Source organism: Chryseobacterium sp. 2TAF14, assembly GCF_052115105.1.
In the GTDB taxonomy this organism is placed as follows: domain Bacteria; phylum Bacteroidota; class Bacteroidia; order Flavobacteriales; family Weeksellaceae; genus Chryseobacterium.
The window spans coordinates 1-15,242 of record NZ_JBFRGA010000043.1 but is presented as its reverse complement, the minus strand read 5'-3'; the positions used below and the strand labels follow the sequence as shown (position 1 = coordinate 15,242).

Here is a 15,242-nt window from a genome sequence, read left to right as displayed (position 1 = left end):
GTGGAATGATCAGTACATCAATATCCCCAGGCTTTTTTCCTTCTTCCAACTTAAGTTCATTTCTAAGAATGGTTTTTGTGACAAAGAATCCTTTGTAATCAAAATAGGCTTTTGGATCAGGGTAATAAATCCCGCTTAAAAATGTCCGAAGATCTGTTTTTCCACGGTCGTTATTCCAATTTAAGAGAAGATCAATGACTTCGTTTTCTGACATCGATTTAGATACCCTTTTTCTGTTAAATAATGGATCATCATTACTGTTCATCTTTATGTATTGTGTAGGTTATGATAAATTAAAACTTCACTTTAATTTGTAACTATTTTTTCTGATACGTTAAACTTTAATAATCAATAATATTGTAAATTAGTAATACTTTACTATCTGAACAAATACGAATGTTATGGCATTGATTGATACCTACAGAAATTCTAAATTAACAAAAGAAAAAGAACGCGCTAAACTCGTTTCAGATAAAGCTAAGGAACATCTAAAAATAGCTGTGCTTAGTAAAAAAGCTCAGGCAGCCAGAGACGCCATAAAGAGAACCAAAACCGTCAGCACGATTAATACTAAGCTCAAAGAAATTGATAAATGCACCAGTGACATTGCAACAATTACAAAGAAAATTGCAGATATGGAGGAAAAGATTGTCAATAAAGAGAAAGATATTGTTAACTACCAAATCAAAATTGACAAAGAACAAGCTGCTCTTGATAAAAAGAAACAAACCGCTGAAGTAAAATTAAGAAAGGACCAGGATAAAAATTTAAGAGATATTGGCAACACGCTGAAGAATCACAATACTTTACATCTGCGCACACAAAGTGAAATTAAAGCATTAAAAGATATTCCTGAAAAAATCACAGTTCTTTTTTTGGCCTCTAATCCATTAGATCTTTCACAATTGAGATTAGATGAGGAAGCAAGATCTATTGCCAATATGATTCGCCAATCCAAGTACCGTGATGCCGTGCGATTTGAATCGCGTTGGGCATTGCAGCCTATGGATTTACTACAAGCAATAAATGAACTCAACCCAACTGTTGTTCATTTTAGCGGACACGGTTCTGATAATGATGAAATTGCATTTCAGGATCAAAGCGGTAAAATGAAACTAGTGTCTAAAGAAGCTATTGTACAGACAATGATGGCCTCTGCTGAAAATATCAGACTTGTATTTTTCAATACCTGCTATTCAAAAAATCAAGCAGAGGCCATATCAGAATTTGTCGAAGCCACTATTGGGATGAATACTTCAATCGGAGATGACGCCGCGAGAGTATTTTCTTCTCAATTTTACTCATCTATTGGCTTTGGTCATTCGGTTGACAAGGCATTTGAGCAAGCAAAAGCACTGGTAATGATGGAGGGTATCAATGAGGAAAATACCCCGGAGCTATTTGTTAGGGACGATCTAAATGCAGGCGATATTATTTTGGTTAATCCGAAATAATTGTATTTAAAAATCAGTACCTCAGTTATGGGAAACCGTAATAAATAAGTAGAATTTCATTTTATATTTGAAATAAATTTTTATCATGAAATCAATAGTCTGCTTGTTTGGTTTAGCATTTCTCATGTCATGCTCTAATCCTTCTCCTCGTAATATCCTGATTTTTAAAAAAGAGGAATATGCTGGTCAATGGCCTTTTTCAGTAAATGAAATTCAAGTCTATTGCTCGGGGTATAAAGAAATATATGGCATCGCCAGTAATGGCAAAACCTATGCATTAAACGGATCAGCAAAAGGAGCTTCAAGTAATAATCCCTCTATCAGTAAAGTAGAAGAAATATGGTTAGACGACCCCAACTGGGTTGGACTTAAAATATCGTACGGAGATTTCATAACAGAAGGATTACATCTTTGTGAGAGTAAATAGAGGATATATGATTAAAGTAATATATAGGGGAAAGAAAAAACTCTATCGAGTGATAGAGTTTCTTTCAAAATTTCATTTTTTTGAGAATTCAAATGATGTACTTAAATCCTCTTTTAATATGATGTATGCATCAAATTTTTTTCCTTTTTTACTATTCATGTTTTTAATCAGCGGTGTTTTCCTTGTCATTAATAATGCTGTAATATGACTGATGCTGAGCTGTATTCCACATATGAATCTGAATAAAATCCATTGGCATTGATCATCAGGACATTTTACTATTTTGTCCTTAATGATGAGATTTTGTTGTTGACACTTTGGACATTTTAATTCAGGGATATTTTCTAGCGGAATATGTAGTGATAGCAATTCATTGGTAATTTCCGTAGTGTAGCGTTTGATATCATTGATGAACTGGTTTTCATTGAATTCATTCTTTTCTATTTTATCCAGTGCCATCTCCCATTCTGCGGTCATTTCAACATTAGATATTTTTTTATCTCTTACTAAATCATATACCTGTAAACCTTTTTCTGTTGGAACTAATGTTTTGTTTTTTCTGATAATGTAGTTCCTGCTGAGTAGTGTTTCAATGATCATTGCCCGGGTTGCCGGGGTACCTATACCCATATTTTGAAGGATCTGCTGTTGGTCTTTATTTTCGATTTGTCTTCCTGCATTTTCCATGGCTGATAATAAATCAGCTTCTGTGTAAAGCTTCGGAGGTGTTGTTGTTTTTTCCCGTAATTCAGCATTTGAAATTTTAAGCTCATCACCGATTTTAAATTCAGGAAGATCTATAAGCTCTTCTTGAGTGTTTACATTATTATCGATTGTATTGTTAGAGTTGATATGATCAGTTAAAATTCCTTTGATAGCCCGCCAACCCTTTGCGATTATTTTTGAGCCTTTGATGTTGAATGGGTAATGATGTACTTTAATGGTTATCTGAGTAATTTCCTTAGAACAATGTTCTGATAAGGATTCCAATAACCGATAAACGATCATGTCATAAATGGATTTTTCTCCGGCTGTCACAGCCGATGGAACTTTTATAGTCGGTAATAATCCATGATGATCAGTCACTTTTAGGTCGTTGACAATTCTTTTATTGAAATTGCCAAACTTTAAAGTTGAAATTGCTGGCTTGAACTGATCTGTTGTATTGAGGATTCTTATGAGTTCAGGAATTTCGGTCCAAAGATCTTCGGGAATATATTTGCTGCCTGTTCGTGGATAAGTAATAAACTTTTTCTCATAAAGACTTTGTGCGATCTGCAAGACTTCCTCTGCTGATAAACCAAGCTTGCGGTTAGCTTCTTTCTGAAGTTCTGTTAAATCAAAAAGCAATGGAGACTGTTCTTTTACAGTTTTAATTGATACATCTTCTACGATAGCCCTACCCTCACGTTCTGTAGCTTTTAAGATTTGATTAGCCTGTTTTTCATCCTCCCAATATGCATCCGATAGACTTGTGAAATCTAAATATTCCTTACGGTGCTTGAGCTGAATCTGCCAGTATTTCTTTCTTTCGAAATGATTGTGATCCTGAAATCGTTTACAGATTAAAGCAAGTGTAGGAGTTTGAACCCGGCCCAAAGAATATACATCGTTATGGGCAGCAATACTTAATGCCTGACTACTGTTGATTCCTACCAGCCAATCTGCTTCGCTTCTGGCTTTTGCAGAGGCATATAAACTGTTAAAGTTTGAACCAGGTTGGAGTTTTTTGAAACCTTCGGTAATTGCTTTTTCTGTTAGTGAACTGATCCACAGCCGTTCAAACGGTTGGGTGCATTTCAGATAGTCATAGATGTATCTGAAAATCAATTCGCCTTCTCTTCCCGCATCAGTCGCAACAATAATGCTGTCGCATTGATTGATAACATTTTTTATAATTTTCAGTTGTTTTAAAGCAGAAGGATCTGGCTTATAGGTGTTCGATTGTTTGGTTTTTCGTGGTGTTAAGATAAATGGATTGGGAAAGATCGGTAAAGAGGCTTTATCAAAGCCTCTTATACCATAATCTTCCGGCATTCCCAAAGACACCAAATGACCCAATGCCCAGGTTACACAATAACCATTTCCTTCAAAGTAACCTTCTTTTCTTTCATGTACGTTAAGTACCTGAGCAATTTCTCTTGCAACACTTGGCTTTTCTGCAATAATGGCTTTCATATTCTTTGGATTTGTATGATTAAGATGGGTTTTTATTAAATTTTACGTCCTTTGGATTTTGCAGGTGCTTTCTGTTGTTCCACCTGTTCCTTGTTAACAGGCTGTTGCTGTTTGGATTCAAGCGGCTCTTTGATATTCTTAGTCGCATCGTTCGTTTTACCGTCAGTGTTGACAGCCTTCTGGGTTTTATGGTCTTCCGATGGCTGCACTTTTTCTTTCAGCTTATTGGGATTGGTAAAGGAAAAATCGGTCTTGGAGGTTTCTTGGTTGAAGGTAATGTAGCCTTGATATTCTTTTCCTTTACTGTCAGTCAGACCGCTGACATAGACTGTTTCTCCGGCTTTGAATTTTTCGTATTGCTTGTCATCCAGTTCTTGACCTCTGAAAACTCTTGGGGCTTCACCGTTCATATTTTGGCTCTGTTGGTTAGATGTGCTTTGTTCCTTATTTTGTTGCTGTATTTGATCTTGCTTTTGAGTGTTGTTGAATATAAATTCAACATACCGCTTATCGGCATTAAACTGAACAGTAGCATCAAACAGATCTCCTTTTGTAGAGGTCATTCCTTCAAGATAAAGCGGTTTGCCTTCGAGTAAGATCTGTTTTTGATGATCATCAAGCTTTATCCCCTTAATTTCATCGGGGATTTTCATATACTCTACTCGGTAGGCCACCAATTCATTGGTAAGCCGGTCACGGCTGATAACCGAAGGAACGATCTCATCTGTTTTTGGATTGACCAGATTCACTACTCTCCCCATGTTTCCGCTCTCTCTAAGATTCTTTTTGTCTTCATCACTGAACTCGTGGCCCAGAAATTTTAAATTGTAGTTGGGCTCCCTGCGGATAGCATGAAGCTGAACAGAAACCCCGTCAGTATCAGAGGGCTGTAAAGAAAGTCGAACGTCCATTTTGCTGGTAGCACTTCCGAGTCGAATGGTGACAGGAAGCAAAGTATTGGTCTTAAAACCTCTGAGCAAAGGATCTAAGGCATTTAGCTTTTCTAGTTTCTCTTTGTTGAGACCAAGCTTTTCCATGGTCTTCCAGTCGATCTGGTTTTCTGAGTAACGGTACTCTGTTTCAGTGTTGGGCGTGTTTTCCATTGTATTCTGATTTTTTATTTGGTTTGTCTCTTTTGGTAATACTTCATTGTCTTTCTGCTTTTCTTTTTCTTCGGATGATGCCTGATCAACATACTGCTGCAGGTCTTTTGCAGTAGTAATAGCGTCATATTCCGAAATCTTGAAAAAGTTAAAGCGTGAGGGATTTTTTAGCTGTCTGTAAAAGTTTGAAAAGAAATTGGAGAAGACATCTCCGTGTTTGTCCACACGGATGAGCTGCTCGTTGTCTTTCATATCTTTAGGAGAAATCTTTTGCAAGTTTCCCTTTTGATCGATACCCTTTACCAGTTCAATAGCATTGGTTTCTTTGTCAAGAACCAGTAAGGTATCGGATGCAGGCTTTATGTCATTTTTTGGATCCTGATCTTGTACTTTTTCTTCCATTTCAAAAACTTAATGGGATGAAATTAAATTCAGATGATTTATTCTTTTAGAATATGGTACAGCTGCAATCTGTTTGGCTGTTGCTGTCTTGTATGTCAGGATTTTAAGGATTCTCTGATAAGTTGATGGACATCGGATAGTTTGTAATACAGCTTGCCACTAATGGTATAATATGGGAGTTTTTTATTGGTGCGATATCGCTGCAAGGATCTCGAGCTTATTTTAAGTAACTGCAATACATCTTGGTTATCGAGCAATTGCTCGCCATCTACTTCTATAAATCGGGATTGGTTATTTACTACCTGTTCTTTCAGGATGTCGAATCGTTCCATGATTCTCTCCATCCAGACAATAAATTCTGTTCTTTCGATATTCATAACGGTGATTTTTGATGTTAAATGTTTGAACAGTTGATCAACTTTACTGAGGTAAAATTGAGTAATGGAGATCACATAAAATCACTACCTTTTCGGAGTACCGAAAAAATTTTTCTTAGGAGGATAAATATTTCCTAAAAAAACATCGATATTTACAATAAATAATTACCATGGGATTAACAGAACAACTTTTCGGCAGTAATGCCGAAAAATTTTCACAATGCGTTGAGAATAAAATAGCGGAACTCAGTGAAAGGCATAAAGATTTTCTATCTGAAGGAAAAATCGATCTTTCAACGTCGTATATGATCACATTTGGACAGTCTGGAAGCGGTAGAGTCGGATTCGGCAGGACGCAAGACATTTCTCCCGAAATCGATTTAGAAATTGATAGGATTTTAACCGAATGCGCTGAAAAGCACTTACAAAAATTATAAAATCTACCGTAATGGGAAAGTTTCATTTGAGAATAACTGGCATATGATTTTTGAAAAAGCTACCGGTTGTATAACCATTCTTTAAGCTAAAAGTTTGCAATGACTAAAAGAACAGAAAACAACTTAATAGCATTAGGTTTCAATACTGATTTAATTATAAAAATAAAAAAACTGGGATTCAATCTTTCCACGCTAAAAAGTATGGGAAAAAAAACTCTTGTAGCTTATCAGTTTTCAGATGATGAGGTAGAGATTATTACCAGTAAAATTCAAAGAAAGCAGCCATCACAAGAAATCATGGCTTCAATTTTATCAAAGAGTGGAAAAGTATGTTGTTTTTGTGCTGACGGAAATACCGAAGGACACTTTCAGATTCATCATATTGAAGAATACCACCAGACTCAAAATAATAATGAAGACAACCTTTTACTGGTATGCCCAAGCCATCATGTCCAAATTCACGCAAAAAAGATAAGTACTACAGAACAGATAATTGTAAAAAAGAACTGGGAAAGTATTTGGAGTATTGCTTCAGAATATAAACTTAGAGGCATTGAATTTCCCTTTGGTTCATTTATACCTTTAGATTATTCCTTCCAGGGTCCTATTACAGATATCTTTAATTTTAAGGAGCCAAGCAATGCTGTCTGTTTTCAATTAGCAAATAGCGATATAGCACTTGAAAGTGTAAAAATATTAAAGCGGGATCATAAATTAATTATTGTTGGAAATTCCGGAAGCGGTAAAACAACTCTTGCCAAAGGTGTTGCAGGATATTTTAGCGACGCTCAGGTTTTTATGTCTGTGATTTCAGATCAAACAAGCATTGATACAGCTCGAGAAATTGCTCAATTTCTTAGCCTTGCGAAAAATGAAATTATTTTAATCATCGATGATGCAAATACCATATTAAAATCTCAGCAATTAGAGCAAATCTTGAAACTGTCTTCTTCGAAGAAAAAGGTTATTGTTGTAAACACCAGAGAAACATTTGAAGTTCAAAATAATATTGAACACCATTTTCCTGATTCCCTGCAATATATTAGCTGGCCATTGCTGAAGGAATATATTACAAAAGTAATACTGGATCATGAGCAGCAGGTTATCAATTTTCTTAAGGCTAACAATGCTGACACCTTTATGGGCGCAATGATTGGTTTTGGACATCTGGATTATCCCTTGAAGCATGTTATCGACAGTTATGCTGATTCCACTGATTCAGTTTGGCAGTATATCTATATGCTTGGTGGTGGGTTGTTAAGAAATACGTCAAATTATATTGAACTAGTAGCGAAAGAAAGGTTTGATCTTATTATTCTTTATATTTCCATCAAACAAATTTCAAATTTTGAACAGGGAACGAGTGTAGAGGAAATCATCGATCTATCAAACCGTAATAAGACATTAAAAACAATTCACTCTTATGAAATCGATTGGTTAAAAACACAGCTCGAGAAACTTTGCAAAAGACGAATTCTTGTCAATGTCAGGGATAAATACAAAACCGTTCATCGGGAATTTGCCCGAACATTTATTGAAATTTCATTTCAATCACATAGACTTGATTGTGAACAATTGCTCAATGAAGTTTTTAATGACTTTTCAAGAGCAAAAGAAATCATGATTCTGTGGTCGTGGCTAAGATACACTAATCTGAAACCATATATTAATTCCTGGTTTAATTTACTACAGATTCAGGATTGGAGAAATATTGCAGAAAATTGCATACAAAAAGATCTTTATACAGTATCGATATTAGCAATGCATCTGCACGAACATAGCTACAGTAAAGAAAATATCATTATTCACGATATATTTATTGATAAAGCTTCCGCTATTGCTTCGTTAATAAATGATGCTTCAGAAGGAACTTTATACTTTTTCCGTCATATTATGGCCACTTTAAGACACCATTGTGAAGAAGTTATTATTCCGCTATTGGATCAGATTAGTTTTAAAAAAATGGCTTTTTTAATCAAAAACTCAGAAACAGATTCTTTTCAATCTTTACAATTTTTATTTAGTACGATTGGTAGTCTGCATATCAACTGGATTAAAAACTTAAGAGAAGAATTGAATTTTAATGATTTTCAAAAAATAACAAGTCGAAATAAAAAAGGAAACATCGATTCTTTTTGCTGCACCATCCAATTTTATCGTGCTTATATTTCAAATATAAAAAGAAGTCAACTCAAGATTTTAATTGATCAATTTTGCAGGCTGATTAGGGATTGCTCTATTGAAGAAATTAATTTTTCTGCTGGTACCAACTTCCTTGCAATTTATGACCTTTATTATTTGCCTAACGAAATTGACAGAATTTCCGACTCCTTGAATCTTAAAAAACTCGTTGCCAGCTATGAAAAAAGCATTCCCCGTCATTGGGGAAATTTAATGATGCTTTGTCAATTATTTCAACATTCTGAAAATAATAATTTTGCCCGGCATTTTGTTGATAATCTGAACTGCGAAAAAACTGTAAAAAACATAGCGGATTACTATATGAACAATGGATATGAATTCCGCCTGATAATGATACAGTTGGCTTACGGCAGTTTAGAAACGAAAAGAAGATTTGCTCAAAAACTACAACCTTTTGTTGAAAGTATCATTGAGAAATTTCCAGACGTTGATGATTATAACGATATTTTAAAAGCGTTTAATCATCTGGATAAAAAAATCGGCTCTGAAACATGCTTAAAATTAAATAAGCCAATTCCTGATAAAAATTTTGAAACACAAGTAGATTTCACCCATCAATCCTTTATTGAATTTAAAGAGCTTGAAGATTCAAATAAAGACTATGATCTTTGTAGTTTTCTCTTTGATGCCCCTGACAATAATACATTAGAAAATTAAATCCCCTCATGAATCATTCGAAAAGTTAAATTAATTCTTTCTTTCATTGGTATCGTGGATTTAGCAATACGATGCTCCCAGTTTTCCTGCAAGTCTCCTTTCATGATGAGCAGTGATCCGTGAGGAAGAGGAAGGCTGTATTTACTTCGATGATGGTCTTTCTTTCTAAAATCAAAGTTTCGGGTTTGTCCGAGACTGATAGATGCAATGACTGGACGTTTGCCATAGCGACTTTCTTTGTCCCTATGCCAGGCAACAGAATCATTGTTATTGCGATATAGGTTGAGTAATACACCATTGAACCGGTATCCGAATTCTTTTTCGATTCTTTCTTTTAAAGAAAAAAGTTCTGGAATCCATTCATTTCTCTTAGTGGTATTATTGTCGGCGGAATCATCCATTTTTGTGTCGCCGTACCAGGCGGTAAGGCGTGGTGTTAAAACCATTTTATCATACATTTTCTGAGTCCGCTGTTCCCATGGTGCAGTATTAAGCAGTTTATCTTTCAGAAGATCTGCTTCTTCCCTGGTGAGAAAATTTTCTTTGTATTCCAAAAGATCTTTTGGAAACTCGTAAAATTCTTCCGCATCAAATAAACTCAGCTGGCACATTGTTATTCTCTTTTGAAATATTTATATTTGATCCATCCCGTTCCAACGGGATTTTTTTCATCATTTGTGTTTTTACTTCCCTTCGGGGAAGTTTTTATTTAATAAATGAACTGGTGAGAATCCATCGATGTCCTTTACTCAAAATGAATTCAATTCTTATCTCCAATTTTGTCTTTGATTTGCTTGATGTCAGTTTTGATCTCTGTCATAAAGTTTTGAATATTACGTTCTGCAAATTCATCGGGTTCATATTCTTTTGTATTGATACTACAAGCGAATTCCCAGATTTCTTTGATTTCTGGCAACGGAATTTTATAAGGTTCATAAAATTGATTATCAGCCTTTACCCAAATACCATCTGCTTCGTGAAACTGGAATCTTTTATAACTGATGCCGTCATTGGTAGTGATGAAAACATACGTCCTATCTGTTTTTAAGTCTGAAAGATCTTCGACATATTTCCCCACGATGTAGGTTCCGTTTTTGTAAGGTGGCATGGAATCTCCGTCAGCCGGGAATGCCCTAAACTTTCCCCCTTTTAAAAAAGGTAAGGATATGGTATCGAGACTTTCTATGTATTCAGGATCACTATAACCGTTCAAGTATCCCATCGAAGCTTTTTGTGGAATAATCTCAATCTGATCGTTTCCATCCTGATCCACCCTGATAGGCAGAACGATTCTATTGTCAGGAAGTTCGATAATCTCATCAATAGAAAATTTACTGACGTTAATGGTCAAAAGTAAATCGATGCTGACATTATAATATTTAGAGATTTTAATCAAAATCTCGAGAGGAGGCTCTGCGGCATCATCCTCATACTTACCATATCTGCCTCTGGTAATTAAAAGATCATCAGCAACCTTTTGTTGTGAAAGATTGAGCTTACCTCTTAAATACCGCATGTTTTCTGATAAAATTGACATTGCTATAATTTATAGCAACAAATATACGATATTTTGCTATAAAACGTAATAATTTTGTAAAATGGAACGAGCGATTGCGCATATGGATTTGGATACTTTCTTTGTTTCCTGTGAGCGGCTGAGAGACTCTGTATTGGAGAAGCAGCCCGTGATCATAGGTGGCGGAGATCGTGGTGTAGTAGCATCATGCTCGTATGAAGCAAGAAAATTCGGGGTTCGTTCCGCCATGCCATTAAGAATGGCTTTACGTTTATGTCCGGAAGCTAAAGTGATCAAGGGAGATATGGAATACTATTCCAATATGTCCCATTTGGTAACAGAGATCATTCAGGAAAAAGTACCTGTGCTGGAGAAGGCCAGTGTGGATGAATTTTATCTGGATCTTTCAGGAATGGATAAGTTCTTTGGATGCTATCAATGGACAACTGAAATTGCTGAAACAGTCGTAAAAAATACGGGCTTACCCATCAGTTTTGCTCTCTCTACAAATAAAACAGTTTCAAAAATTGGAACCGGCGAAGCAAAACCTGCCGGAAAACTGGAATTAAAACCCCAGTCTATCCAGCCCTTTTTAAATCCTTTGTCCATTAGAAAGATTCCGATGGTCGGCGATGTTACTTTTGAATTGCTTTCAAGATTAGGCGTAAGAAAAATAGAAACTCTTTCCCATATGCCTGCTGATGTATTGCAGCAGCTGATTGGAAAAAACGGTATTGAACTTTGGAAAAAAGCCAACGGTATCGATCATAATCCGGTTATTCAATATTCTGAACGAAAATCAATTTCCACGGAAACAACTTTTGCCGAAGATACTATTGATGTTCAAAATATCAGAAGTATTCTCTCAGGAATGGTTGAGCAGCTTTGCTATCAGCTGCGAAATGAAAAATGGCTGACCTCAACCATTTCGGTCCGAATCAGGTATGCTAATTTTGATACGGAGACCAAGCAATGTAAAGTTCCTTATACCTCAGCAGATCATACGCTACTGAAATATATTCTGGAACTTTTTAAAAAAGTGTACACGAGAAGAATGAGAATTCGTCTTGTTGGGGTGAAGTTTACAGGACTTGTTCATGGGAATCATCAGATGAACCTTTTTGAAGATACCGAAGAACTGATCTCGTTATATCAGACAATGGATAAAATCAAAGACCGATTTGGTTCAAAAAGCGTTGGAAGAGCTTCAGGTCTTTTAAATCAATAAGCACCCATGTTATGTTCCTCAATTGCCATACCTATCATAGCCTTCGTTATGGAACTATTTCTGTTGAAGATCTGGTTCAGCAGGCTGTGGACTATAAGCTGAAAGTTTTGGCATTGACCGATATTAATACCGTAACGGGTATTTATCAATTTTATAAGCTTTGTCAGGAGAACGGTATAAAACCGATTGTAGGAGTTGATGTAAGGGTTGACAATGAACAGTATTATATCTGTTTAGCCAAAAATCCAAAAGGTATTGCAGAGGTAAACAGACTTTTAACTGACTATAACTGTGATGGCATCGAAATTCCGAAATTCAATCCTATCTTGGAAAACTGTTTTGTCATTTACTCTTTGCATAATATTCCCGAAAAGTTATTGGAAAACGAGTTTATTGGGATCAGACAGAATGAACTCAACCTATTGATCAATCCTGAACTCAAATCTATAATACATAAAATGGTCATTCTTCATCCGGTAACCTTTAAAACCGATGAGGAATATGAACTTCATAAAGTACTACGGGCGATTGATGGCAATACGCTTTTTACAAAACTGACCGAAAATGATTATTGTAAGAAAAATGAATCTTTTATAGGCAAGAAAAAGCTTTTGAGTCAATTCGGGAATTATCCTGAAATTATTGAAAATACAAAGCAAATAGTTCGTGAATGCAGTTTTGATTTTGAGTTTAAAACTCCTAAAAACAAAAAGCATTATACTGACAGTAAAGAAAATGATTTTAAATTATTGTCCCAACTGGCTTATAAAGGCTTAGTTCAAAGATATCCGGATAATAACAGTCAGGCTATTGAAAGGGTTAAAAAAGAATTGACTGTTATTGATCAGTTAAACTTCTGCGGATATTTTTTAATTACCTGGGATATCATTCAATACAGTAAAAGTATGGGCTTTATGCACGTCGGCAGAGGAAGCGGTGCCAATAGTATTATCGCCTACTGTATCGGAATTACTGATATATGCCCCCTAGAGCTGGACCTGTATTTTGAACGTTTTCTAAACCTCAACCGTAAATCACCGCCGGATTTTGATATCGATTGGAGCTGGAAAAATAGGGATAGTATTTTGGAATACATTTTTGGTAAATACGGCAAAGATCATGTTGCCTTTTGCGGAACCAATGTCGAGTTCAAAAGAAAATCAAGATTCCGAGAACTCGGAAAAGTATTCGGTCTTCCAAAAGATGAATTGGATCAACTCTCTAAAAAACCGAAAGAACAGCATGATCAGAATTCGGTTGTTCAGAATATTTATAAATATGAGCAGTTATTGATAGGCTTCCCAAATCAGAGAAGCATGCACTCTTGTGGGATTCTGATCTCTGAAGAACCCATCACCAATTATTCAGCTTTAGAGTTTCCTCCAAAAGAGTTTCCAATCGTACAATTTGATATGTACACGGCAGAAGATATTGGATTGGAAAAATTTGATATTCTATCGCAGAGAGGTTTGGGAACGATTAAAGATGCCGTCAATCTTATTGAAGAAAAACAAGGAATTCACGTAGATATCGAAGATACAACAATCTCTAAAGGTGAAGCCCGCTGTAATGAACTGCTGAGTATCGGAAAAACCATTGGCTGTTTTTATATAGAATCACCTGCCATGCGAGGTCTGCTAAGAAGACTGAAATGTGACAATTACAAGGTATTGGTAGCCGCATCTTCCATCATTCGGCCAGGCGTTGCCCAGAGTGGTATGATGCGTGAATACATCTTCCGTCATAACCATCCGGGACAATTTGAATATTTCCACGAAGTATTTGAAAAAGAACTGGGTGAAACATACGGCATCATGGTATATCAGGAAGACGTGATCAAAATTGCGATGCATTTTGGCGGTGTTTCGGCTGCTAATGGAGATGTCTTGCGGCGAGCCATGAGCGGTAAGGGACGATCTCTTTCCGCTCTACAGAAAGTACAGGATGATTTCTTCGAGTCCTGTAGAAAGAAAGGTCATCCTGAGCAGCTTTCAAAAGAAGTTTACAGACAGATTGAATCTTTTGCGGGTTATTCATTTTGTAAAGCCCACTCTGCGTCCTATGCTGTGGAAAGCTATCAGAGTCTCTATCTTAAAGCGTATTATCCTATTGAATTTATGGTATCCGCTATTAATAATGGCGGTGGGTTTTATAGAACCGAAGTTTATGTTCACGAAGCAAAAATGGCCGGAGCTACGATTCATAATCCATGTATTAATCTCAGTGAATTTCAAACCACTGTGTATGGAGTTGACGTTTATTTAGGTTTACTACACATCGAAAGACTTGAAGCAGCAGTTAAACTTTTTATTCCCGAAGAAAGAAAAGAAAATGGTGATTATAAATCATTGGAAGATTTTGTAAAAAGGGTTAACATCGGTATTGAAACATTACAGATATTAATTTTTGTGGGTGCTTTCAGATTTACAGGAAAACAGAAACACGAGTTACTGATTGAAGCAAGATTTCTTTTATCGAAAAATCAGTATAAAACAAAGATCATCTCATTATTTGATGAGCCCCAAAAAGATTACGAGCTGCCTGTCATCGAAAGAAACCCTTTTGAAGATGCTTTTGATGAATTGGAGATATTAGGTTTCCCTGTCTCCTATTCTATTTTTGATCTATTGAAAACAAAATATAGAGGTCATGTTATGGTAAAAGATCTTTTGAAATATCATAAGAAAACCGTTAAGATGCTGGCCTATTTGATTTCCAGAAAACATGTTCCTATCAAAATGAGAAATCATCCTGGGAAAAAAGACGATATGTATTTTGGAACCTGGATTGATGCCGAAGGTGAATATTTTGACACCGCCCATTTTCCTGACAGTCTTCGTCAGTTTCCCTTTAAAGAAGGAGGCATTTATCTTCTATTAGGAACCGTAGAAGTTGATTATCATTTCCCAACCATTACCATTATCAAAATGGCAAAGATGCCGCTCATCGCAGATCCAAGGTATTCATTGGATGAGGAAAAATCTAAAGAAATTGAAAATAATCTTCGGGAGGATGTAAGCTTGACATTTAGAAATCCATATCCTCAAGAACACGAAATAGGATTGCCGAGACACAAATTGCTAAACAATTAAAAAAATACTATGTATTTTTATGATCAATATAAATTTCTTTTCATAACGTATGCTACAATAATATCTTTTATTAATTTTAGATCAAACAAAACTATCATTCCATGAAAAGATATTCAGAAATTGAACTTGCTGAGATCATAAAGAATACAATAGATACAAAATATAATAA

General features: G+C 35.7%; 12 protein-coding genes. 6 read left to right on the top strand and 6 right to left on the bottom strand.

Going from position 1 to position 15,242, the window contains the following annotated elements; all coding sequences use genetic code 11:
- On the bottom strand, nt 1–214 hold a 214-nt coding region (locus tag AB4Y90_RS07070), incomplete at its 3' end, for a hypothetical protein (RefSeq protein WP_441556716.1).
- Between the two features lie 187 nt (nt 215–401).
- Here AB4Y90_RS07070 and AB4Y90_RS07065 point away from each other — a divergent pair.
- Together AB4Y90_RS07065 and AB4Y90_RS07060 are read left to right on the top strand one after the other, a co-directional pair.
- Nucleotides 402–1,454 carry a CHAT domain-containing protein gene (locus AB4Y90_RS07065; protein WP_441556715.1) on the top strand — a complete coding sequence of 351 codons (1,053 nt, stop codon included), beginning with the start codon at nt 402–404 and terminating at the stop codon, nt 1,452–1,454.
- Nucleotides 1,455–1,539: 85 nt separating this feature from the next.
- The gene (locus AB4Y90_RS07060) at nt 1,540–1,881 is read left to right on the top strand and encodes a DUF2511 domain-containing protein (protein ID WP_441556714.1); all 342 of its coding nucleotides are present in this window, start codon (nt 1,540–1,542) and stop codon (nt 1,879–1,881) included.
- A gap of 72 nt (nt 1,882–1,953) precedes the next feature.
- Here AB4Y90_RS07060 and AB4Y90_RS07055 read toward each other — a convergent pair whose 3' ends face one another.
- The 3 genes from AB4Y90_RS07055 to AB4Y90_RS07045 form a co-directional block, all read right to left on the bottom strand.
- Nucleotides 1,954–4,059 carry a DNA topoisomerase 3 gene (locus tag AB4Y90_RS07055; RefSeq protein ID WP_441556713.1) on the bottom strand — a complete coding sequence of 702 codons (2,106 nt, stop codon included), beginning with the start codon at nt 4,057–4,059 and terminating at the stop codon, nt 1,954–1,956.
- A 35-nt stretch (nt 4,060–4,094) separates the two neighbouring features.
- Complete coding sequence (locus tag AB4Y90_RS07050; RefSeq protein WP_441556712.1) at nt 4,095–5,564, bottom strand: DUF3945 domain-containing protein; 1,470 nt, start codon at nt 5,562–5,564, stop codon at nt 4,095–4,097.
- 95 nt (nt 5,565–5,659) lie between these two features.
- The gene (locus tag AB4Y90_RS07045) at nt 5,660–5,941 is read right to left on the bottom strand and encodes a helix-turn-helix domain-containing protein (RefSeq protein WP_441556711.1); all 282 of its coding nucleotides are present in this window, start codon (nt 5,939–5,941) and stop codon (nt 5,660–5,662) included.
- A 170-nt stretch (nt 5,942–6,111) separates the two neighbouring features.
- Between AB4Y90_RS07045 and AB4Y90_RS07040 the strand changes: the two genes are divergently transcribed.
- A complete protein-coding gene (locus tag AB4Y90_RS07040) occupies nt 6,112–6,378 on the top strand; it encodes a hypothetical protein (RefSeq protein ID WP_441556710.1) in 267 nt (88 codons plus the stop codon).
- Between the two features lie 99 nt (nt 6,379–6,477).
- Complete coding sequence (locus tag AB4Y90_RS07035) at nt 6,478–9,237, top strand: AAA family ATPase (RefSeq protein ID WP_441556709.1); 2,760 nt, start codon at nt 6,478–6,480, stop codon at nt 9,235–9,237.
- Here the strand turns inward: AB4Y90_RS07035 and AB4Y90_RS07030 are convergent.
- Both AB4Y90_RS07030 and AB4Y90_RS07025 read right to left on the bottom strand, forming a co-directional pair.
- The gene (locus AB4Y90_RS07030) at nt 9,234–9,848 is read right to left on the bottom strand and encodes an alpha-ketoglutarate-dependent dioxygenase AlkB family protein (RefSeq protein WP_441556708.1); all 615 of its coding nucleotides are present in this window, start codon (nt 9,846–9,848) and stop codon (nt 9,234–9,236) included. The genes AB4Y90_RS07035 and AB4Y90_RS07030 overlap by 4 nt on opposite strands.
- A gap of 149 nt (nt 9,849–9,997) precedes the next feature.
- Entirely contained in the window at nt 9,998–10,774 is a 777-nt protein-coding gene (locus tag AB4Y90_RS07025) for an XRE family transcriptional regulator (protein ID WP_441556707.1), read from the bottom strand.
- Nucleotides 10,775–10,835: 61 nt separating this feature from the next.
- On the opposite strand from AB4Y90_RS07025, the gene dinB reads away from it, so the two are divergent.
- Entirely contained in the window at nt 10,836–11,981 is a 1,146-nt protein-coding gene (gene dinB / locus AB4Y90_RS07020) for a DNA polymerase IV (RefSeq protein ID WP_441556706.1), read from the top strand.
- A gap of 11 nt (nt 11,982–11,992) precedes the next feature.
- Nucleotides 11,993–15,073 (top strand): DNA polymerase III subunit alpha, encoded by a 3,081-nt coding sequence (locus AB4Y90_RS07015; RefSeq protein ID WP_441556705.1) that lies wholly within the window; start codon nt 11,993–11,995, stop codon nt 15,071–15,073.
- Nucleotides 15,074–15,242: the final 169 nt, after the last annotated feature.